Raw genomic sequence first — 22736 nt, forward strand, 5'->3', positions numbered from 1 at the left:
GAATCTGTTGTATTTATCTGGTCAAACCGCTGAACCGGGCCAACGAAGCCCTGCGTGAGCGCTGATCCTGTCAGTCAGCCCCGCATATCACAGTGTGATATGCGGGGCTTTCTCTTTATTTGTCATGTGAATGCTTAACAGTATACTGATACCTTAAGGCAGCCGTCCGCTTGCTGACGGTACTCTCTCACTGACAAGGCAGGTGACACCATGACAGACAGACAAGAGGTCTTACCCCAGCGTATCAGCGCGCGGATTAAAGATGTCGGCGGCGTGCCGGTATCCCGTGCATTACCGGTAAAAGAGCGCCGTCAGATAGGCGCCTGGTGTTTTCTGGATCATGCCGGTCCGGCAGTTTTCAAAGGGGATGACGGCATGAAAGTCGGGCCGCATCCGCACATCGGCTTACAGACGTTCACCTGGATGCTGGAAGGTGAGGTGCTGCACCGGGACAGCCTCGGATCAGAGCAGATTATCCGCCCGGGACAGGTGAATCTGATGACAGCCGGACGCGGTATCACACATACCGAAGATTCCGCCGGCAGAAATGCCCGTCTGCATGCCGCCCAGCTCTGGATTGCCTTACCTCCGGCGGACAGCACCATCGCGCCGCGCTTTGACCACTATCCTGATTTACCTGTCTGGCATCATGACCAGGTGAGTTTCACATTACTGACCGGCGAATATGGTGATCACCGTTCGCCGGTTCTGCATTTTTCCCCGCTGATCGGCATGGATTTGCTGGCACAGCAGGCAACACAAACCACACTCGATACCCGGCCGGACTTTGAATACGGCCTCTTTGTGCTGGAGGGCCAGCTGACATACCGCGGTGAAGTTTATACCGCCAATGAGCTGGTGTATGTCGGTGAAGGGTTGTCCTCTGTCACACTGACACTGATGAAGGGCTCGCGGTTGCTGTTGCTGGGCGGTACACCGGTGCAGGAACGGATAATGATGTGGTGGAATTTTGTCGGCTACGACGTACAGACACTGCAGCAGGCTGTCAGTGACTGGAACAATGGCGATATCCGGTTCGGTACTGTTGAAAATGACCCCCGCGAGCCGCTGCCCGCACCATCGTATCCCGCATCCCGCCTGTAACAGGCAATAGCTGATACACTCTGAATGCAATAATTCTTATTAATGATAGTTGAAATGATTGGCATTCAGAGTGCAGTATTATCCCGTATTTCACGCTAGAATAAACCAGTTAATGGTCGTTATGTTGCTGAACTGAACATAACTTTTCTGTTGTTCCATAACTGAGGTGAACTATGAAAGCAGCTGTTGTCGCAAAAAATAAGACCGTAGAAATCAAAGAGAAAACATTACGCCCTCTGAAATATGGAGAAGCCCTGCTGAAAATGGAATGCTGCGGCGTGTGTCACACTGACCTGCATGTAAAAAATGCTGATTTTGGTGATGTCTCCGGTGTGATCCTCGGGCATGAAGGTATTGGTGTGGTGACGGAAATCGCGGAAGGGGTCACCTCACTGAAAGTCGGCGATCGTGCCAGTGTTGCATGGTTTTTCCGTGGCTGCGGCCATTGTGAATACTGTAACAGCGGCAAAGAAACTTTCTGCCGTGAAGTTAAAAATGCCGGTTATACCGTGGACGGCGGTATGGCGGAAGAGTGCATTGTGACTGCGGATTATGCGGTAAAAGTGCCGGATGGTCTGGATTCAGCCGCGGCGAGCAGTATTACCTGCGCCGGCGTCACCACTTATAAAGCAATTAAAGTTTCCGGCATCAAACCGGGTCAGTGGCTGGCGATTTACGGTCTCGGTGGATTAGGCAACCTGGCGCTGCAATATGCCAAAAACGTCTTTAATGCCAAAGTGATCGCTATTGATGTCAATGATAAACAACTGGCACTGGCAAAAGAGATGGGCGCCGATCTGATCCTGAATCCGAAAACCGATAATGTCGATGAAATCATTCAGAAAGACCTCGGCGGCGCGCATGCAGCGGTCGTTACCGCAGTAGCCAAATCCGCATTTAACTCGGCGGTCGGCAGTGTCCGTGCCGCAGGGCGTGTTGTGGCGGTCGGTCTGCCGGTGGAAACCATGGATCTGAGTATTCCGCGTCTGGTACTGGACGGTATCGAGGTTGTCGGTTCGCTGGTGGGAACCCGCGAAGATCTGAAAGAAGCATTCCGTTTTGGTGCCGAAGGCAAAGTGGTACCAAAAGTGGCGATGCGCCCGCTTGAAGACATTAATGCCATCTTTGAAGAGATGGAGCAGGGCAAATTTACCGGCCGTATGGTCATTGATTTTAAAAACAAAAAATAATCGATCCGGTTATTTGCTGCAATATCCTTTAGCCGCCCGCCTGCGGGCGGTTAATGAGATAATCCCCCCCGCCCTGTGAGCGGTATGCTGACAGGGTGTTTTTCTTTCAGGAGAGGCCATCATGCAAAGCGTTGTTGCACAAAAAATTCACGCGAACCAAACTGATTGAATTTTTAACGGGATGTTCATCAGTGACGATTGTGACGGAAGCCTGTGCCGAAGCTATATATGAGACAGCATCCCGTCCGTCTGTGAGATTTGTAAAACCGCGAACGGAATCCCGGCAGGTTATGCAGGCTTAGCATCCTGGCTCAGTTACTGCTCCGATAGCATGATCATTACCAATATTTAATGGTTCAGATATGGGCGAATGGGCGCTGCTGCACTGGATGGAAAAAGCTCAATATAAATATCAACGGATTAAATTATAAAGAAAAGCCGGTTAATAAAATACTGAAAAACTTTAAGTGTCCGGCGGATATTTAAACAATAGATATTTATAAGTAAGAGTATTCAGTTTCTTATTTAATTGTGAGGTTTTTCTGTTAATTATCAGAGCGATTTTCTTATATTGATAAATGGCTGCTTATTATGAAAATAAAGACAATTTTTTCAGGGTTGGAAAATGGTTCGGGAAGAAATAAAATTAAAGGTAATCAAGTAATTCAGCGTATTAGCCGCCAGTGAAGCCAATTAAATATCAATCAATCGCTTAACAATAGAGTGATTACAAAGCAAATCCCATGGTACTTTGTTGTCCCGGTATCAGAAAAGAAAGACGCGTTTTATCTCGGTGCTTTCAGTTTTCTCTGTGATGATAAATGCGTGGTTCTGTACATAAAGGTTGCGGATAAATGGATAATCAGACACCTGAGTATGGTATCAAATATTATTTTCTGGTGTTCTCGGATAACGATATTACTCTCCGCTGCGGGAATCAGTTCTCCTGAAACCCCGGTTTCAGTTTAATAACAACGGGTATGAACAGTATCAGTGGCCGGGAGACTATGATGAACCGGCTGTCGGTGAGTTTCTGGCGCGTGTCCGCAATGAGGAGCAGGGGGGCCGGGCTCCCGGGCTGCCGGTTCCGGTGAAATATACGGTGATACACGGCTATCAATGTGATAACCGGGATTATTAAATTGAGAAGGCAATCGATTGTCATGCCGTGAGTCCTGAAAAATTACATTTCACAGGGGTAATAAAAATGCGGCGGGTATCTCGTTTTTAATGGCAAAATGCGTCAAAAAACCGGAATCCGGTCACGAAACACAGCATTTATGCTGATAAAAAATCGCGCTGGTCTGAATTTTGCTCAATCGTTTAAATGATGAACAGATACCCGGGCCGGGTTCGTCATCATAGTGAGACACCCTGACGCCAGGGGTCATTTTCCGAGATCTTCGAATCGAAGCCGGGGAGTCCCGGTTGTAAGGGAGTCTGTTTCATGAGCAATCATAGTGTGGATCAAGCACAGGAACCGGTTAAGCCCGTTATTGACGAAGTTGAAGAAATATTACCTGCGGGAAAACTGATGATGCTGGGATTACAGCACGTACTGGTGATGTATGCCGGTGCAGTAGCGGTACCGCTGGTTATCGGTGACCGGCTGGGGCTGAGCAAGGAAGTGGTGACACTGCTTATCAGTTCGGATCTGTTTTGCTGTGGTATCGTGACACTGTTGCAGTGTATTGGTATCGGGAAATTTGCCGGTATCCGTCTGCCGGTGATTATGTCTGTGACGTTCGCGGCGGTGACGCCGATGCTGGCTATCGGTGCCAACCCGGATATCGGCCTGATGGGGATTTTCGGCGCCACCATTGCGGCGGGGGTGCTGACAACGCTGATAGTCCCGCTGATGGGAAAACTGATGCCGCTTTTCCCTAATATGGTCACCGGTATTGTGATCACCTCTATCGGGCTGAGTATCATGCAGGTGGGGATCGACTGGGCTGCCGGGGGTAAAGGTAACCCGGAATATGGTCATCCGCTCTACCTCGGTATCTCATTTGCGGTTCTGCTGTCTATCCTGTTTATCACCAAATTCTGTAAGGGTTTTCTCTGTAATATCTCGGTATTACTGGGGATTATCTTTGGTTTTGTGTTGTCGCTGATGTGCAATGAGGTCAGTTTCGACGGCTATGCGGATGCGCCCTGGTTCAAACTGGTTACCCCGATGGCGCTGGGAACACCAACGTTTGAGCCGATCTCCATTATCACCCTCAGTGTGGTGCTGCTGATTGTCTTTATTGAATCGATGGGGATGTTCCTGGCACTCGGGGAAATCGTCGGCCGCCCGGTCGGAAAAGATGACATTGTGCGCGGGCTGCGGGTGGACGGGATCGGGACAGTTATCGGCGGTCTGTTCAATAGTTTCCCGCATACTTCATTTTCCCAGAACGTCGGGCTGGTGGGCGTGACAAAAGTCCACAGCCGCTGGGTGTGTGTGGTCTCCGGGTTTATCCTGATCATCTTTGGTCTGCTGCCGAAAATGGCGGTGGTGATTGCCTCTATTCCGCAGTTTGTGCTCGGCGGAGCGGGGCTGGTGATGTTCGGCATGGTACTGGCGACAGGGATCCGCATTCTGTCCCGTGTTGATTACAGCGGCAATAATTACAATCTCTATATTGTGGCGATAAGCCTGGGTGTCGGGCTGACGCCGACACTCTCCGGTAATTTCTTCGCCAAACTGCCGATGTTCCTACAACCGCTGCTGCACAGCGGGATCCTGCTGGCAACGGTCAGCGCGGTGATCCTGAACCTGTTTTTTAACGGTTATCATCCGAAAAAGGAAAGCCCGGCAACGTGATCTGACTCACTAAGCATAACCCGGAGTGGTGATTGACACCGATGCAGAAAAGCATCGGTGTTTTTTTATGGACGGGCGTATACTGGATTATCAGTAAGCACAATTATTGGCAATCTAAATCATATCAGTAAGGCCGTACTATGAGTGGAATCATCACGGAGCATGAACCTTTCGGCACATTACTGGGCTATGCGCCCGGCGGTGTGGCTATCTATTCCTCTGACTACGATACCATCACGGAAGCAGAGAAAGAGGATGATATTTCCTTCCGCAGTTATATCGGAAATGAATATATGGGATACAAATGGCAGTGTGTGGAATTTGCCCGCCGCTTCCTGTATCTCAATTACGGTGTGGTGTTTACCGATGTCGGTATGGCGTACGAGATTTTTTCCCTGCGTTTTCTGCGTCATGTGGTGGATGACAGTATTCTGCCGCTGCGTGCGTTTAAAAACGGCTGCCAGCAGGCGCCGGTAGCGGGGGCATTGCTTATCTGGCAGGAAGGGGGCGAATTTAAACGCACCGGTCATGTGGCGGTGATAACCCAGGTGTGTGCGGATAAAGTCCGGATTGTGGAGCAGAACGTCATCCACCATAAACTGCCGCGCGGTCAGCAGTGGACCCGCGAGCTGCCGATGCATGTCAAAGACGGTTATTACACCCTGTCAGATACTTTCACGGATACACAGATCCTCGGCTGGATGATCCAGACAATTGATGATGAGTATGCCTGGACAGAGCCGGCGGTGGATCCTGCGCTGATGACACTGCATGCTGCCCGTCTGGATGAGAAAGCCGATTTCACCGGTAAATGGCTGGATGAATCGGATCCGATGGAAAAAGCCTATGTCAAAGCCAATCACGGCCACAATCTGAATGCGGATCCGCATGAATATTTCACCATTTCAGAGACTGCCGAAAATGCACTGATGCAGGCAACCAACGAAGTCCATCTGATGTACCTGCACGCCACGGAGAAAGTGCTGAAAGATGACAATCTGCTTAAATTATTCAATATCCCGGAAATCCTCTGGCCGAGACTGCGGCTCTCCTGGCAGAACCGGCGTCACGATATGGTGACCGGCAGACTGGATTTCTGCATGGATGAGCGCGGTCTGAAAGTGTATGAATACAATGCGGATTCTGCCTCCTGTCATGCAGAAACCGGGGTGATTATTAATAAATGGGCGAAACAGGGCGGGCTGACCGAAGGCTGGGATCCGGGGGAACGCCTGTCAGAAATGCTGGCGGATATCTGGAAACACACCTCGGCCAAGCCGTTTATCCATATTATGCAGGATAAAGACAGCGAGGAAGATTATCACGCCCTCAATATGGCGCGGGCCATCACGGCGGCAGGGTACGGATACCGGGTCATTCACGGGCTGGATGAACTGAGCTGGAACGAAAGCGGACAGGTCATCGACGGTGAAGGGCGCGTGCTTAAATGTGTCTGGAAAACCTGGGCGTGGGAAACGGCACTGGAACAACTGCGTCAGGAAAGTGAAAGCGACCGGACATACTCCGCACTGCCTATCCGTACCGGCCATCCGCGTCATGGAGATGATGTGCGGCTGATTGATGTGCTGCTGCGCCCGGAAATCCGTGTATTTGAACCACTGTGGACGGTGATCCCGGGCAACAAAGCGATTCTGCCGATCCTGTGGTCGCTGTTCCCGCATCATCCTTATCTGCTGGATACAGAATTTGAACTCAGCGACGAACTGCGCCGGACCGGTTATGCGGTTAAACCGATCGCCGGACGCTGCGGCAGCAATATCGGGCTGGTGGATCACCGCGACGAAGTGCTGGATGAAACCTGCGGCCGTTTCGGTGAGCAGGAAAACGTCTATCAGCAGCTCTGGTGTTTACCGAAAGTGGCAGGCCGCTATATCCAGATGTGCGCCTTTACTGTCGGCGGCCACTACGGCGGTGTCTGTCTGCGTTCGGATCCGTCTCTGGTTATCAAAAAAGAGAGTGATATTGAGCCGCTGCGGGTTCTGGAGGATAAGGACTTTCTGGCAGAGGGCTGATTTCTGACCATTGTGCTTCTCCCGGGCAGCCCCCGTATTCACCGGTAGCTGCCCGTTTTTATATCCTTTTGATCTGATTTACATTTCCTTTCTTTCTGCGATCGCACTCCTTTCCCGTATAAAAATCAGGGTTAAAAAACAGTGGTCAACCACGATAAAAATCATTATTGTTATATTATAACATAACAAAGTGAGGCGACCATGAAACCCGATATTCATCCGGATTACCGGACAGTCATCTTCCACGACACCGCAGCAGACGTGTATTTCAAAGTCGGATCCACTATCAGAACGGAAAGAACCATTGAGTTTGAAGGGCAGACTTATCCTTATGTCACCCTGGATGTCTCATCTCATTCTCATCCGTTCTATACCGGCAAACAGAAAACACACTCTCAGGAAGGGAATGTGGCCCGTTTTGCCAAGCGCTTCGGGCGTTTTGTACATTAAAAGAAGAGGAAAAACCGATGCAGGTATTAAGTTCACTGAAAAGTGCGAAACAGCGTCATCCGGACTGTAAAATTGTCCGTCGTCGCGGTCGTATCTATGTGATTTGTAAGTCCAACCCGCGTTTTAAAGCCGTACAGGGGTGATTATGACAGCTAAATCAGTTCTCCCGTTACTGTTACTGGCGGGATTATTCAGCGGTGCGGCGGTGGCACACGGACACCATCACGACAAACCGCAGACAGAAGCACAGCGCAAGGCCGCAGAAGGGATTTTTGCTGATAAGGATGTCAAAGACCGGCAACTGAGCGACTGGGATGGCGTCTGGCAGTCTGTTGAGCCTTACCTGGCCAGCGGCGAGCTGGACCCGGTGATGCAGGCGAAAGCCGCGAAGAACGGCGATAAAACGGCAGAAGAGTATCGCGCTTATTATACAAAGGGATATAAAACCGATGTGGATATGATTGGTATTGAAAATAATATCATCGAATTCCATCGCGGGGATAAGGTGGATCAGTGTGAGTATCAGTATGCCGGTTACCGGATCCTGAATTACACCTCCGGCAAGAAAGGGGCACGTTATCTGTTTGAGTGCAAAGATAAAAACAGTCATGCGCCGAAATATATCCAGTTCAGCGACCATATCATTGCACCGGAAAAAGCGGGTCATTTCCACCTGTATATGGGCAATGAGTCCCAGGAGGCACTCCTGACTCAGCTGGACAACTGGCCGACCTATTATCCTTATACAATGAGCGGAAAAGATATCGTTCACGAAATGCTGCATCACTGACAGCAAAGCTGCGCAGCAATATAAAACCGGCAGCCCGGAAACAATCTCTGTTTCCGGGCTGTTTTGTTATTTCATTAACAGATGAATATAAAACTTGATTAATCGTGTCAGTTAAAAATAAAATAAGAATAAGCGATTCAGCAAGCCAGATTAAACAGATTTTCCGCAATAAACATCAGGTCTTTTTTGTTTTTATTTCAGGCTTATTTATTTGATATCAGTCACAGTATTTATGTAACGATAAAGAGCGCATTTCAGCGTTGTTATTCTAAGGTCATGAAAACAAACAGATGTTTGCTTATATAACAACCCGCACATAACAGATTGATAGATATGAAAATTATTTTTAATTAAATCCTCTTTTTTTGATGGTTATTATTTTGTGTTTTTTATTTTATTTTTGAAGATATAAAAAACATGATCTCCCTCCGGTTTTTCTGCTGAAAACGCACTCTCCTCATTTTACGATCATCCCTTAAATTCCGGCGAAATCTTTATTTCAGCGCTTTACTTTGTAGCGGACAAAAAATAAAACAAGCACATGTTTAATAACCAACAAGTGTCCGCTTATGACCAGTCGAGAAAAACAAATCCTTCAGATCCTCCGGCGTGACCCGCTCATTCCGCAGCAGGAACTGGCCGGTGTATTAGGTATCAGCCGCTCTGCGGTGGCCGGACATATCATGAATCTGATGAATAAAGGCTACATCAAGGGTAAAGGATACATCCTCTCCGAGCACCGCTATGTGGTGACTGTCGGTTCAGCCAATATGGATGTTTGTGGTTATTCTGACCTGAATCTGGTGTATGAAGATTCTAATCCCGGTCACATTAAATGTTCACCCGGCGGGGTCGGGCGCAATATCGCCCAGAATATTGCCCTGCTGGGCTGTGAGTCTCATTTTATCTCCGTTATCGGTGATGATTTCTACGGTAACACCCTGTATGAGCAGGCAAAACTGGCCGGTGTGAATGTCAGTAATCTGCACCGCCTGCACGGGGAAACCACCTCCACCTACCTGTCACTGCTGGATCCGCAGGGTGAAATGATCACCGCGATCAATGACATGCGCATCCTGGAAAAACTGACCCCGGCGTTACTGGCAACCTCCCGCGACCTGATCCGGCACGCCGGTGTGCTGGTGGCGGACTGCAATCTGTCAGAAGGCGCGCTGGAGTGGCTGTTTACCAATGCGGGCAATGTACCGGTCTTTGTCGATACCGTTTCCGCGTTCAAAGCAAACAAAATCAAGCCGTGGCTCAGTCATATCCACACCCTGAAACCGAACCGCTTTGAGGCGGAAATTCTCACCGGTATCAAAGTGGAAAACAAACAGGATGTGGTGCGTGCCGCCAATGCCCTGCATGAGCAGGGGGTACAGCGCATTGCCCTGAGTATGGGCGGCGAAGGTGTTTATTACAGCGAGGCGGGCGGTGAAAACGGCTGGTCGAAGCCGTTCAGTGTCCACATTGTCAATGTGACCGGTGCCGGTGACGCCATGATGGCAGGCCTTGCCCGCTGCTGGCTCGAAGGCGAGCCGCTGTCACAGAGTATCCGTTTTTCCCAGGGCTGCTCCGCCCTGACGCTCGCCAGCGAGCTGACAAATAATCCCGGTCTGTCAAAAGACAGTGTTCACAAACTAATGGAATCACAAGCATGAAAACTCAACAACTGAACGCAGAATATCTGGATATTTCCCCTGAGGTTGCACAGGCGCTCGCGGAGAAAAAGCCGGTTGTGGCACTGGAATCCACCATTATTTCTCACGGTATGCCGTATCCGGACAACGTGAAAATGGCACTGGAAGTTGAACAGCGTATCCGTGACAACGGTGCGATCCCGGCAACGATTGCAGTGATTAACGGCCGCATGAAAGCGGGTCTGTCTCATGATGAGATTGAGATGCTCGGCAAAGAAGGCCACAAGGTGATGAAAGTGAGCCGCCGCGACCTGCCGTTTGTGATTGCTCAGGGCATCCACGGTGCGACGACCGTTGCCTCCACCATGATTATCGCGGAAATGGCCGGGATTGCTGTTTTTGCCACCGGCGGGATCGGCGGTGTGCACCGTGGTGCGGAACACACCTTTGATATCTCAGCAGATTTACAGGAACTGGCACAAACCAATGTGGCGGTTGTCTGTGCGGGTGCCAAATCTATCCTGGATCTGGGGCTGACCACAGAATATCTGGAAACCTACGGCGTACCGGTTGTCGGCTATCAGACGGATAAATTACCGGCATTCTTCTGCCGTGAAAGCGAATTCCCGGTCACTATCCGCATGGAAACCCCGGAAACCGTGGCAAAAGCACTGCACGCCAAGTGGGCGACCGGGCTGAACGGCGGCATGGTAATTGCCAACCCGATCCCGCATGAGTTTGCCATGCCGGAAGAAACCATCAACAGCGCGATCGCACAGGCTGTGCGCGAAGCGGATGAGCAGGGCATTAACGGCAAAGCAAGCACGCCGTTCCTGCTGGCCCGTGTGGCAGAGCTGACCGGCGGTAACAGTGTTAACTCCAACATTGAACTGGTGTTCAACAACGCGAAACTGGCTGCCCGTATCGCCTCCGCTTATCAGCAACTGTAAGCGGCTGACCGGTTACCGGTCATAACAACGAATGAAATACCTGACCCGGTAAGGTGCTGATCTCACAATCAGCCTTTACCGGGCATTGCAGCATACAACTGATGAGTATAATAACTACGGGGCCGGATTATGGATTTATTACGGAGTTTGGCGGGGATCGGCGTTTTATTACTGATAGCATTTCTTTTTTCGGTGAATAAACGGAAAATCAGTCTGCGCACTGTCGGCGCGGCACTGCTGTTACAGGTGGCACTCGGTGCCATCATGCTGTATATCCCGGCGGGGAAATGGTTTATTCAGACCATCGCGTCGGGTGTGAACAACGTTATTGCCTACAGTGACGCGGGCAGTTCCTTTATTTTCGGCAGCCTGGTTGGTCCGAAAATGGACGTGTTATTTGACGGAGCCGGGTTTATCTTCGCATTCCGTGTTTTACCGGCCATTATCTTTATCACTTCTCTGATCGCGATTTTGTATTACCTCGGCATTATGCGCTGGGTGATCAACGTTCTGGCGTATGTCTTCCAGAAGACCATGAAAATCAGCAAGATCGAGTCCTTTGCTGCGGTGACCACCATTTTCCTCGGTCAGAATGAGTTACCGGCGGTACTGAAACCCTTTGTCAGCCGGATGAATAACAATGAATTATTCACCGTGATTTGCAGCGGCATGGCCTCCATTGCCGGGTCAATGCTGGTGGGTTACGCCGGACTGGGTGTGCCGATTGAATATCTGCTGGCGGCGTCTCTGATGGCGATTCCGGGCGGGATCCTGTTTGCGCGGATGTTAAGTCCGGCGACACAGGAATCCACCGTGGAATTCACCGAAATCTCCTTTAGTGAAAAACGACCGGCCAGTATTATTGAGGCGGCGGCAGGCGGTGCGATGCTCGGGCTGAAGATTGCTGTCGGCGTGGCAACGGTGGTGCTGGCGTTTGTGGCGCTGATTGCCCTGATTAACGGCCTGATTGGCGGCCTCGGCGGCGTTATGGGTTTTGAGGGCGTCAGTCTGCAAAGCCTGTTCGGCTATATTTTCTCACCGCTGGCGTATCTGATGGGCGTGAGCAGTGAGCACATTGCGCTGGCAGGCAGCCTGATCGGCGAAAAACTGGCGATCAACGAGTTCGTGGCCTATGTGGATTTCTCCCCGCATTTACACGACGGCACACTGGATGCCAAAACGATTGCAGTGATCTCCTTTGCCTTATGCGGTTTTGCCAACTTCGGCTCGATTGCGGTAGTGGTCGGGGCGTTCAGTGCGGTTGCGCCGGAGCGGGCATCTGATATCGCCCGTGTCGGGATCCGCGCACTGCTGGCGGCGACATTATCCAACCTGATGAGTGCCACTATTGCCGGATTGTTTATCGGTCTGGCCGTGGCACCGGGTGTCTGACCGGTTCAGATGAATGTCCGGTATTTACAGACGCTTCCTTATAAAGGAAGCGTCTGTTACCAGCTGATACGATTCAATTTTTTTTATTCCGCTTAAGACCGCGTCAGGTCAAAAAAACAAATCCCGCTCCCCGTTAAAGTAAAAAAAATCCGGTAGCCCTGTTGCGCGTGTGTTATTGCCTTCCTGCATCCGCAGAATTTGACCCGCCCCGCAAAATGACCATAAAACCGACAAAGAAGGGCCGAATGTGCCCGGTTATTGCATGGTTACCAATACCGAAAACCCGGAAAGCGATAGGTGAACATGAACAAATGTATAGTTGCGGACAGCCAGAAATGCATCGGATGTCACGCCTGCGAAATTGCCTGCGTTGTCGCGCATAATGATCACCACTGGCCACATGACAGCCGTGATTACGCCCCCCGTATCCGTGTCATGTTCAAAGAGAGTGACAGCCTCGCTGTCACCTGCCGCCAGTGCGAAGACTCCCCCTGTGCCGCTGCCTGCCCGGTGGATGCCCTGTATGTGGCGGACAATATAGTCAAACTGGATCAGGAAAAATGTATCGGCTGTAAAAGCTGTGTGCTGGTCTGCCCGTTCGGGGCGATGGAAATGGTGATGACGTTCGATCACTCGCACGAACTGGCACAGAAATGCGATTTATGTGATACCACCGGCGGGTCGCCCGCGTGTGTGGCTAACTGCCCGACCAGCGCACTCAGCATCCTGGATGAACACAAACTGGTGATCCTGCGCAATGACCGCCTGATGCGGGCAGCCACCGGTGCATACAACCAGGCGCGTCAGTCGGAAATCCGTTTTGAGATCCTCAAACGTCCGCCGCGTGAAGGAACAAAGAAACAGAGTGCGGCCCTGCGTAAAAATCATTTCGGCGAAATCTATATCGGGCTGAATGAACAGTGTGCCGGTTATGAAAGTGAGCGCTGCCTGTACTGCTCACAAAAGGCGATGTGTAACCTGTCATGCCCGCTGCATAACGCTATTCCGGATTTCGTCCGTCTGGTGCGTGAAGGCAAAATTATTGAGGCGGCGGAGCTGAGTAACTCAACCAGTTCGCTGCCGGAAATCTGCGGCCGTGTCTGCCCGCAGGACAGATTGTGTGAAAGCCGCTGTACGCTGCGTAACCACGGCGGCGCGGTCACTGTCGGGAACATCGAACGCTATATCACAGATACCGCCTTTGAGATGGGCTGGCGTCCGTCTGTGGCGGAGGATGTGGTTCCGCGTCCGGAACGTGTCGCGATTATCGGTGCCGGACCGGCCGGGCTGGGCTGTGCGGATGTGCTGACCCGTGCCGGGGTGAAAGCTGAGGTGTTTGAGCGCCATCCGGAAATCGGCGGACTGCTGACCTTCGGGATCCCGCCGTTCAAGCTGGACAAACAGCTGATGGCACAGCGGCGGCAGATTTTCACGGATATGGGGATCACCTTCCATCTGAACTGTGAAGTCGGCAAAGATATCCCGTTCAGCCGCCTGATGAGCGAGTATGATGCAGTACTGCTGGGTGTCGGCACCTACGGCATGATGAAAGCCGGGCTGGAACATGAGGATTCCCCGGGCGTGGTGCAGGCACTGCCGTTCCTGATCGCCAGTACCCGCGAAGTGATGGGGTTGCCGGTGGCGGATGAATACCCGTGGATTGATGTGGAAGGGAAAAAAGTGGTGGTGCTCGGCGGCGGTGATACTGCGATGGACTGTGTCCGTACTGCTGTCCGCCGTGGTGCTGAGAGTGTTATCTGCGCCTACCGCCGTGACGAGGCCAGTATGCCGGGCTCGAAGAAAGAGGTGATCAACGCCCGTGAAGAGGGGGTGGAATTCCTTTATAACGTGCAGCCGCAGTTTATTGACCGCACTGAGCAGGGAGCCGTCAGCGGTATCGGGCTTATCCGCACACAACTCGGTGAACCGGGGCCGGATGGCCGCCGTCGTCCGAAACCAGTGGAAGGCTCTGAATTTATCCTTGATGCGGATGTGCTGATTATGGCGTTCGGCTTCCAGTCTCATCCGATGCCGTGGCTCAGCGGTTATAATGTCCAGCTGGATAAATGGGGACAAATTAAAACCGGCGGCAACGGCCGCATGAGTAACCAGACCACCAACCCGAAAATCTTTGCTTCCGGTGATGCGGTGCACGGCGCGGATCTGGTGGTCACCGCTATGGCTGCCGGTCGTCAGGCCGCCCGGGAGATGCTGAGTATGTTCGATGAACAGGCACAGTCACCGCAGGCGATGGTCAGTAACGCATAACAGAGAGCAGTAAAACAAAACCGCGATAATGATTATCGCGGTTTTTTTACGGGCAGAAATCAGAGGGGTCAGATAACGCGTTTGTTCTCCGCACTCATGGCCATATCCGGCAGGTCACGCTCTGCATCCGGGATATCCAGCATGGCTTCCAGCTCGTCAGCCAGCATGTCCGGTTCTTCTTCATTGGCCGCACCACGCGGTTGTCCGACAGGGATCAGCAGATTCAGGATAATCGCTGTCAGACCGCCGACACAAATCGGGTTCTCGGCAAGAATATATAAAGACGGCGGCAGGATGCTGAAGATCTGCGGGTCATAAGAAACACCCAGCCCGAGACCCAGGGATGTTGCCACAATCAGGGTTTCGCGGCGGCGCAGGCCGTTGGAGATAATAATGCGCAGCCCGGCAATGGCAATCATGGAGAACATCAGCGTCATTGCCCCGCCCAGTACCGGTGCCGGAATAGTGGTAAAGAACCAGCCGATACTCGGGAACAGACCGAGGAACACCAGGATCACAGCAATAAAGCGCCCGATATAACTGGAGGCCACACCGGTCATCTGGATCACACCGTTGTTCTGGGCAAAGGTGGTCAGCGGCAGCGAGCCGAGAGCTGACGCGATAACGGACACCACACCATCCGCCATTACACCGCCTTTCAACCGGTTCTGGTACACCTCACCTTTAATCGGCTGATTGGACACCATGGCTGTCGCTGTCAGGTTGCCCACCGCTTCCAGCACGCTGAGGATATAAATAATAGCGACCACCAGGAAGTGGGTGAAATTAAATGAGAAGCCGAATTTAAACGGCACCGGTACCGTAATAAACGCAGTGTTCTGATAGGTGCTGAAATCCACCAGTCCGAGGAACAGTGAGGCGATATAGCCCGCCACCAGGGCAATGGCGATCCCGCCCATCCGCAGCAGCGGGCTCTTGCAGCAGTTAAAGCCGATCACCACCAGCAGGACCAGTAATCCCACACCGATATTTTCATAGTTGCCGTATGTGCCGGCTGATTTGGCGGAGAAACCGCCGCCGAAGTCGATAATCCCGACCTTGATAAGGCTCAGGCCGATCATCAGCACCACCACGCCGCTGACAGTCGGGGTGATTATCCGGCGCAGATAAGGCAGCACAAAAGAGGAACCGACAACCAGGAAAGCACCGGCGAAAGAGACGCCGAGCAGAGAGGACAAAATCAGTTCTTCATGGATCCCGTCACTGCGCATGGCGGTGCCGATGGCAATCATGGCAGTCACAAATGAGAAGTTGACGGACTGAATAGATAACAGGCCGGAGCCCATCGGCCCGTAGCGGTTAACCTGTATCCAGGTACCGATGCCGGAGGCAATCATAACCATAGAAACCAGATAAGCTGTGGTATCGGCGGATAAATCCAGGGCTTTGCCCACAATCAGGGCAGGCATCACCATCGGAACAAACAGGGCCAATAAATGGGTTACCGCACCAAGAAGGGCCTGGAAAAACGGGGGCTTGTCGTCCAGCTGATAGATTAGATCAGAGGTTGGATGATTGAGATCTGACATCCTTCTCTCCTTTATAATAAATGGAATGAGAGGTCATACGTCGGCCTCAGCGGATCGTTTGGTACAGGGAATAAAGCAATAACTGAACCAGCGGCGCGACAAAGAAATAAAAATGTGAGAGATCTCTTAAATCATCTGCGATTTGTGAAACGTGTCACCGGGGATTTGCGAAAGGCTTTCCGTACCGGTCAGCCGGGCGGGAGAAAAGCAGAGTGAACAGGGTTTGTACAGTATGAGAATGATATCATCTCATTTTGATAATGAAACGGCAGTGATAATGGCATCCCTCCGGAACCTTATGCCGGAAGGAGATGCAGATACCCTGCAGAGTGACTATCGCGTTAATTAAATTTTATTTAAATAAGATATTTCCATTTTTTGTTAATGGAATTATATTAGAAATTAGTTTATTAAATTATGAATGCTAATTAAGAATGTGCAATTATCTTAAATAAACCGGCAAAGGTAAAAGTGAATTACGTTATTTTGCTGATATTTATTATGTAAATTAATGTTTTCATGTTGTTTTTTTGTTATATCATCGGCATGTTATTGTTCAGGGTAAATAATTCCGGTATAGTCAGGTTATAAATATGATTTTTATAATCAATGTGTTGTATGTATTTTGATGAAATTGCGGATTATTCATGAGATGAGTATTATCCTAAAAATACGGCAGTATCATATAAAATAATTTGGCCTTAAATTTTATCAAAATAATCATATGACATGCTCGTCCGGATTTTTTGTCTGTTTGTATCAATAACGCGGTGTTTTATTGTGTGTTTGCATAGTTCATCATTTTTTTATGTCATAAACAAAAGAAGAAATACTAATAAAAGGAATGAAGGTGAAAAATCAAGCTATTTACGCATAAAGCTAATCCATTTCTTATTGACGATATATTTTATGATGATAATTTTTAACTTCAATAGGGACTGAGTTATGTTTATTTTCTTTCTGGTAAATATATTCCTTGTTTTAAACTGAGCATTTTCTTATTGGTCTTTGTGTTTTTTAAATGTAAATTGAAATTGTGTTTACGTTATTATTCTCAGTTTTAATTAAGTATCGGGATGTTGTTTTATAACTCACGCCCGGCGTGAACTGTAAATTAATCTTCAGATATCTCACTGAAAATATTAAAAAATGCAGTTATTACAGATGTTTCTTATAACCGGAGTGTTATAAGTTAATATGCCCGCAAGGATGCGAATATAATCTGACTGACTCGTTATTATCTTAAAAAAATAAAGGAATTATTTTTTAATGATTTAGCGGGATAACGGATATATCCCGCGGGGACATAAACGGATGTTACCGGACAAAGTTGCCCGGTGTAAACGGACTTACCACACGGATGTATTATCAGGGAGCCTGTGTTTTATCATCACAGGTAATAAAAGGATTTACCCCGGGAAGGGAACGGTAAAAGGAATTTACCGTTACAAGGAAGTAAGAGCGGACAGGTGTCATGCCCCGATGCTCTGATGAAAACGGACTTTCACTGCAGTGCGCATGACAAATCAGAGCAGTTAAGTGTTATCAGTACAAGGTAAAACATCGGTAATTATGGCGATCCTGTTGACGGAATACAGCAAGGTCGCCAATTTTTTTCTGTTACCGGGCGTTTTTCAGACGATTTACCGCTTCCGCCAGCAGTGCACGCGGCGTACCGAAGTTAATCCGCAGATACTGTTCACCATCCGCCACATAATGACTGCCGTCCTCAACCACCACGCCGGTCTGCCGGGCATAATCCAGAGTCAGTTCCGTCGCTGTGCGTCCGGTGGCGCTGATATTCACCCAGGCGAGGTAAGAGGATTCCGGCTGCATCATCTGCCAGTCCGGGAAATGCTCCGCAACGGCCTGTGTCAGATAATCCGCATTGCCTCTCAGGTAGCGGTTCAGCTCATCCAGCCAGTCAGTGCTGTTGTTGTAAGCCTCAATAATGCCCCATACCCCGAACAGATTAGGTGAGGTAATGGAATTTTTCTCCAGCTGACGGCGGAACTGTGCCCGCAGTGCCGGGTCGGGAATGATGCTGTAAGAGGTTTTCAGCCCGCCGAGGTTAAAGGTTTTGTTCGGTGAGGTCAGGAGGATCAGATTCTCCGGCGCTGCACATCCCGGGCGCAGACAGCCGGTGAAGCTGCCATACAGCACATGTTCCGCATGCACTTCATCAATCACCAGCAGCACACCGTATTGCAGACACAAATCCGAGACCTGTTTTATTTCCGCCGCCGTCCAGATACGGCCGGACGGATTGTGCGGCGAGCAGAACAGCCAGACTTTCGGCCGGTGTTCGCGCATCTGCGCCTCAATATGGTCAAAATCAAGGTGATAGCGGTTATCCCGCGCCACCAGTGGATTGGTCAGCACGGTAACATTCTGCCGGGTCACAGCATGGGCGAACGGATCATACACCGGTGTATTCATCATCACACAGTCGCCCGGCTGACAGAATGCCTGCACCAGATAGTGCAGGGTGGAAACCGTACCGTAACTGAGTGTCACCCACTCCCGCAGAACCGTGACCTGATGGCGCTCTGCCTGGAAGCGGACCACCGCATCGTAAAATTCATCAAAGCACCAGGTGTAGCCGAAGGTACCGTGCTGTGCCACCTGCGTGAACCGCTCAATCACCGCCGGCGGGGATTTGAAATCCATATCCGCTATCCACAGCGGAATGAAATCCTGCGGGACCTCCCCGAAGCGGGAACAGACATACTGATGATCCCATTTCCGGCAGCGGTCACTTTTGCGCTCAATTATTTCATCAAAATCGTACATGCTCAGTTCCTGTTAAATTAAAGCTTCAATGCCGGATTTCACACTCTGCACCTGCGGGCCGATAATTACCTGCACACTGTGGGCATCCAGTACCACCACAGAGAGGGCACCGGCTTCTTTCAGGGTTTTCTGATCCACCTTGTCCATATCTTTCACCACCAGACGCAGACGGGTGATACAGTTATCCAGCGAATCAATATTCTCTTTGCCGCCGAGTGCGGTGAGGATCAGGTTGTGATCGTATTTGGCTTTGCCGCGTGCTTTTGTATTGGCTTTCACCGCCTGTTCGGCACCGTCAGCGGCATCTTCACGGCCCGGCGTTTTGACATCATGCTTCAGAATGTACCAGCGGAAGACAAAGAAGTAGATAGCGAACCAGATAATCCCGACCGGGAACACCAGATACCATTTGGTGGCCGTTCCCTGCATGATGCCGAAGATCAGCAGATCGAGAATCCCGCCATCGGTGTTCCCGATTGTCACGCCGAGCAGTGCCATCACCAGCAGGGCAAGGCCGGACATAATAATGTGGAAGATATAGAGCACCGGTGCGATAAACAGGAACAGGAACTCAATCGGCTCGGAAATCCCGGTCACGACGGAAACCAGTACCCCGGACAGTAATAACCCTTTGATCACCGGACGGTTCTCCGGTTTTGCGGTGCGGTAGATAGCATAAGCGACCGCAGGCAGACCAAAGATAAAGGTCGGCATAAAACCCTGTGACAGGAACGCGGTGACATGCGGGCTGAACGGCAGACCGGCTTTCAGTTCGGCATAGAAAATATTCAGTGCCCCGGCGACTTCATAACCGTCAACAAATTCCGTGCCCCCGGCCGGGGTAAAGCGCACCATCGCCAGCAGAATATGATGCAGCCCGAACGGCTTGAGCAGCAGCACGCCGACACCGTACAGGAACGGGCCGAAAACATCTGTGCTCTGAATAATATGGCCGATCCCGGCAATGCCCATAGCGACATATTTCCACAGGAACGGGATCGCGAGGCCAACCAGTGACAGTGTCAGCGCGGTGATAATCGGCACAAAACGGATGCCGCCGAAAAACGCGAAAGCATCATGCAGAACCGTATCCTGGAACCGCTCATGCAGGAAATAGGTGATAACACCGACCACAATCCCGCCCAGCACGCCCATTTCGAGGGTCTGGATCCCCAGCACCACGGACTGCCCGACCTGTTTCATCATCGCCGGGTCGGCAAGCTGGTGGGTGACGGTCAGGTAATAGTTGATGCTCATGTTCATCAGCATATAGCCGACAAACCCGGCAAAGGCGCCGACCGCTTTGTTACGGTTTGCCAGTCCGAACGGAATAGCCATGGCAAACATCACCGGCAGATAGGTAAAGGCAAAGCCGCCGACCATCGCCATAAAGCCGAAGGTCAGCTGAACAAATTCATTACCGAGAAACGGAAAACTGCTGATAGCGGAAGGACTGGTGACCGAACTGCCTATCCCGAGTAATAACCCCATGAATGCCAGTAACGAGACGGGAAACATAAAGGTTTTCCCGAGACTTTGAAAAAATTCCCAGAGTTTGGATTTAAACGACTTTTCCTGCGACATCGTAGAGTACTCCTCAGCTTCTTTATAATTTATTGGTTAAGGGGTGTTACGGGACAGTATTTTTTATTGTTGTTTTTTTTATTATTTTTTCGCAGATGAAAAAGGCGGCACTGCGGGGGAACACAGTACCGCCTGACGGGTTACAGAAGCTGACCTTCCGCACCACAGACCCTGATTTTATCGCGGACCACCGCTTTCATGGCATCCATACCGACCCGCATGTAATAGCGCGGATCGTTGCCGTCCGGATTCTCCGCAAACCAGGCGCGGACCGCTCCGGCAAAGGCGATTTTCAGCTCGGTGGCGACATTGACTTTGCACACCCCCAGCTCAATGGTGCGGCGGACATCCGCATCCGGCACATCACTCGCGCCGTGCAGCACCAGCGGGATATCCGTAATACTGCGGATTTTTTCCAGCCGGGCAAAATCAATTTTCGGACGGCTGGTATACAGGCCGTGAGCGGTACCGATAGCCACTGCCAGGCTGTCGATGCCGGTCAGTTGTGCAAAACGGCGCGCTTCATCCGGGGAGGTCAGAAAGGCACTTTCCGCATCCACATCCATATCATCCTCAACGCCGCCGAGACGGCCGAGTTCCGCTTCCACACTGCAATCCTGACTGTGACAGAAATCCACCACGGATTTGACCAGCGCGACATTCTCCTCAAACGGAAAATGACTGCCGTCGATCATGGCACTGCGCACGCCCTGGCCGACTTTGGTGCGGATATCGTCAAGAGTTTCGTGGTGGTCAAGATGCAGCGCGACCGGCATGGAAAACGAGCGGGAATAGGCGTCACACAGTGCATAAATTTCCGGGAAGCTGATGTGTTTAAAGGTGCCCGGCGTGCCCGCCAGAATCACCGGTGCACGCAGTTCCGCACAGGCTTCCAGAATGGCCTGAATAGTTTCGGCGTTATGGATATTAAACGCCGGAACCGCATAGCCATTGGCCTGTGCATGTGTGAGCAGATATTTGGTTGAGATGATCCCCATGATTACGCTCCTGTGTTCTGGTTATTGAAGGGGTGAATAATCACGCCCTGAACAACGCGGTTAACGGTGCCGCTGGCAGACGGGGTATCCGGTGTGATCCCGGTTCTGACAGACTGACTGAGGGCAAATAATTGAGCATACGGCAGGAAACAGAACAGCAGTTCTGTGTCGCTGAGGGCGTCACCGGCAGGCAGATAGCAGTGTGTCCCGGCGCTGATGGCGTCATCCGGCAGATCGGCTATTGCGACCACCTGTTTGGCGATCCGGTCGCGGCGCAGTTCGGCCAGCAAATCCAAATCATACTGACGGGTGTAAGGCTGGTTTGAGATGTACAAAACCACCAGGGTGTCGCCGTCGACCAGAGATTTCGGGCCGTGGCGGAAGCCGGTTGGCGTGTCATAAAAGGCGGCGATTTGCCCGGCGGTCAGTTCCAGCAGTTTGAGAGCGGATTCCCGCGCCAGTCCCTGGAAGCTGCCGCTGCCGAGGTAAACCACGCGTTTAAACGAATCATTACCCGGCAGGATTTGTCCGCAGTTTCCGTGAGCGGCGAGAATATCCCGTGCCCGCTGCGCCACAACGGCAAAACGGTCTGTGCTGAACGTCTGCGGGGCGAGGACGGCGAGACAGCTGCACATCATTGAAGTGATGCTGCTGGTCATGGCAAAGGCTTTGTCATTGGTCTGCGGCGGCATCAGCAGAGCAAAACCGTTATCACTTCCCTGTACGCGCTGATACAGATGCCCCTCTTTATTACAGGTGATCACCAGATGAGAGCAGCGGGCAACACACTGATTAGCGAGGTCAAACGCGGCAACACTTTCCGGGCTGTTACCGGAACGGGCAAAGGAGACCAGCAGCACCGGCTGTTGCTCAGGCAGATAATCCGCCGGATTGGTGACGATATCGGTTGTCGGGATCGCCGTGACGCTTTTGCCGGTCAGGCGGCGCAGTACGGGAGAAATCATCTCGCCGATAAAGGCGGAGGTTCCGGCACCGGTCAGAATGATGCACAGGTTGTCCTGAGCCAGCAGCGGTGCCAGAAAAGCATCCAGCTGTGCGCGTTGTGAGTCGATTGAGTGTAATGCACTCATCCAGCAATCAGGTTGCTGGCGGATCTCCGTTTCCGTCCAGGTGGAATAGCGGGGTGTGGCGGCAGAAAGAGGGTCGTGCATAGCTTCATCCTTT

Annotated in this window: 16 protein-coding genes; 11 read left to right on the top strand and 5 right to left on the bottom strand. The window is 51.2% G+C overall.

Going from position 1 to position 22736, the window contains the following annotated elements; genetic code table 11:
• Positions 1-210: 210 nt before the first annotated feature.
• The 11 genes from X965_RS01330 to X965_RS01385 all read left to right on the top strand — a co-directional run bounded on the left by X965_RS01330 (position 211) and on the right by X965_RS01385 (position 14626).
• On the top strand, positions 211-1104 hold the full coding sequence (locus X965_RS01330) for a pirin family protein (protein WP_004240988.1): 894 nt from the start codon (positions 211-213) through the stop codon (positions 1102-1104).
• Positions 1105-1277: 173 nt separating this feature from the next.
• Complete coding sequence (gene adhP, locus X965_RS01335) at positions 1278-2294, top strand: alcohol dehydrogenase AdhP (RefSeq protein ID WP_004237690.1); 1017 nt, start codon at positions 1278-1280, stop codon at positions 2292-2294.
• 1447 nt (positions 2295-3741) lie between these two features.
• Positions 3742-5103 carry a nucleobase:cation symporter-2 family protein gene (locus X965_RS01345; RefSeq protein ID WP_004237693.1) on the top strand — a complete coding sequence of 454 codons (1362 nt, stop codon included), beginning with the start codon at positions 3742-3744 and terminating at the stop codon, positions 5101-5103.
• Between the two features lie 140 nt (positions 5104-5243).
• Positions 5244-7136: a bifunctional glutathionylspermidine amidase/synthase gene (gene gss, locus X965_RS01350; RefSeq protein WP_036416718.1), complete on the top strand. Its 1893-nt coding sequence runs from the start codon at positions 5244-5246 to the stop codon at positions 7134-7136.
• A gap of 201 nt (positions 7137-7337) precedes the next feature.
• Positions 7338-7586 (top strand): type B 50S ribosomal protein L31, encoded by a 249-nt coding sequence (locus X965_RS01355; RefSeq protein ID WP_004237695.1) that lies wholly within the window; start codon positions 7338-7340, stop codon positions 7584-7586.
• Positions 7587-7603: 17 nt separating this feature from the next.
• On the top strand, positions 7604-7729 hold the full coding sequence (gene ykgO / locus X965_RS01360; protein WP_004237696.1) for a type B 50S ribosomal protein L36: 126 nt from the start codon (positions 7604-7606) through the stop codon (positions 7727-7729).
• A gap of 2 nt (positions 7730-7731) precedes the next feature.
• Positions 7732-8376, top strand: a complete 645-nt coding sequence (zinT, locus tag X965_RS01365) for a metal-binding protein ZinT (RefSeq protein WP_024474783.1) — start codon at positions 7732-7734, stop codon at positions 8374-8376.
• Positions 8377-8945: 569 nt separating this feature from the next.
• Positions 8946-10037, top strand: a complete 1092-nt coding sequence (locus X965_RS01370; RefSeq protein ID WP_004237698.1) for a PfkB family carbohydrate kinase — start codon at positions 8946-8948, stop codon at positions 10035-10037.
• The gene (locus X965_RS01375; RefSeq protein ID WP_004237699.1) at positions 10034-10966 is read left to right on the top strand and encodes a pseudouridine-5'-phosphate glycosidase; all 933 of its coding nucleotides are present in this window, start codon (positions 10034-10036) and stop codon (positions 10964-10966) included. The genes X965_RS01370 and X965_RS01375 overlap by 4 nt, the downstream gene beginning before the upstream one ends.
• 129 nt (positions 10967-11095) lie before the next feature.
• Positions 11096-12358, top strand: a complete 1263-nt coding sequence (locus tag X965_RS01380) for a NupC/NupG family nucleoside CNT transporter (protein ID WP_004237700.1) — start codon at positions 11096-11098, stop codon at positions 12356-12358.
• A gap of 303 nt (positions 12359-12661) precedes the next feature.
• Entirely contained in the window at positions 12662-14626 is a 1965-nt protein-coding gene (locus tag X965_RS01385; RefSeq protein WP_032098351.1) for an FAD-dependent oxidoreductase, read from the top strand.
• A gap of 68 nt (positions 14627-14694) precedes the next feature.
• Here the strand turns inward: X965_RS01385 and X965_RS01390 are convergent, their stop codons facing one another.
• The 5 genes from X965_RS01390 to X965_RS01410 all read right to left on the bottom strand — a co-directional run bounded on the left by X965_RS01390 (position 14695) and on the right by X965_RS01410 (position 22723).
• Complete coding sequence (locus tag X965_RS01390) at positions 14695-16176, bottom strand: nucleobase:cation symporter-2 family protein (protein WP_015422934.1); 1482 nt, start codon at positions 16174-16176, stop codon at positions 14695-14697.
• A 1620-nt stretch (positions 16177-17796) separates the two neighbouring features.
• Positions 17797-18969 carry a MalY/PatB family protein gene (locus tag X965_RS01395; RefSeq protein WP_036416721.1) on the bottom strand — a complete coding sequence of 391 codons (1173 nt, stop codon included), beginning with the start codon at positions 18967-18969 and terminating at the stop codon, positions 17797-17799.
• Between the two features lie 12 nt (positions 18970-18981).
• On the bottom strand, positions 18982-20553 hold the full coding sequence (malX, locus tag X965_RS01400; RefSeq protein WP_004237705.1) for a maltose/glucose-specific PTS transporter subunit IIBC: 1572 nt from the start codon (positions 20551-20553) through the stop codon (positions 18982-18984).
• A gap of 140 nt (positions 20554-20693) precedes the next feature.
• Positions 20694-21551 (bottom strand): tagatose-bisphosphate aldolase subunit KbaY, encoded by an 858-nt coding sequence (gene kbaY / locus X965_RS01405; protein WP_004237706.1) that lies wholly within the window; start codon positions 21549-21551, stop codon positions 20694-20696.
• A gap of 2 nt (positions 21552-21553) precedes the next feature.
• Positions 21554-22723, bottom strand: a complete 1170-nt coding sequence (locus tag X965_RS01410) for an SIS domain-containing protein (RefSeq protein ID WP_036416724.1) — start codon at positions 22721-22723, stop codon at positions 21554-21556.
• Positions 22724-22736 lie beyond the last annotated feature (13 nt).

This window comes from Morganella sp. EGD-HP17, assembly GCF_000512315.2.
Classification (GTDB): Bacteria; Pseudomonadota; Gammaproteobacteria; order Enterobacterales; family Enterobacteriaceae; genus Morganella; species Morganella morganii.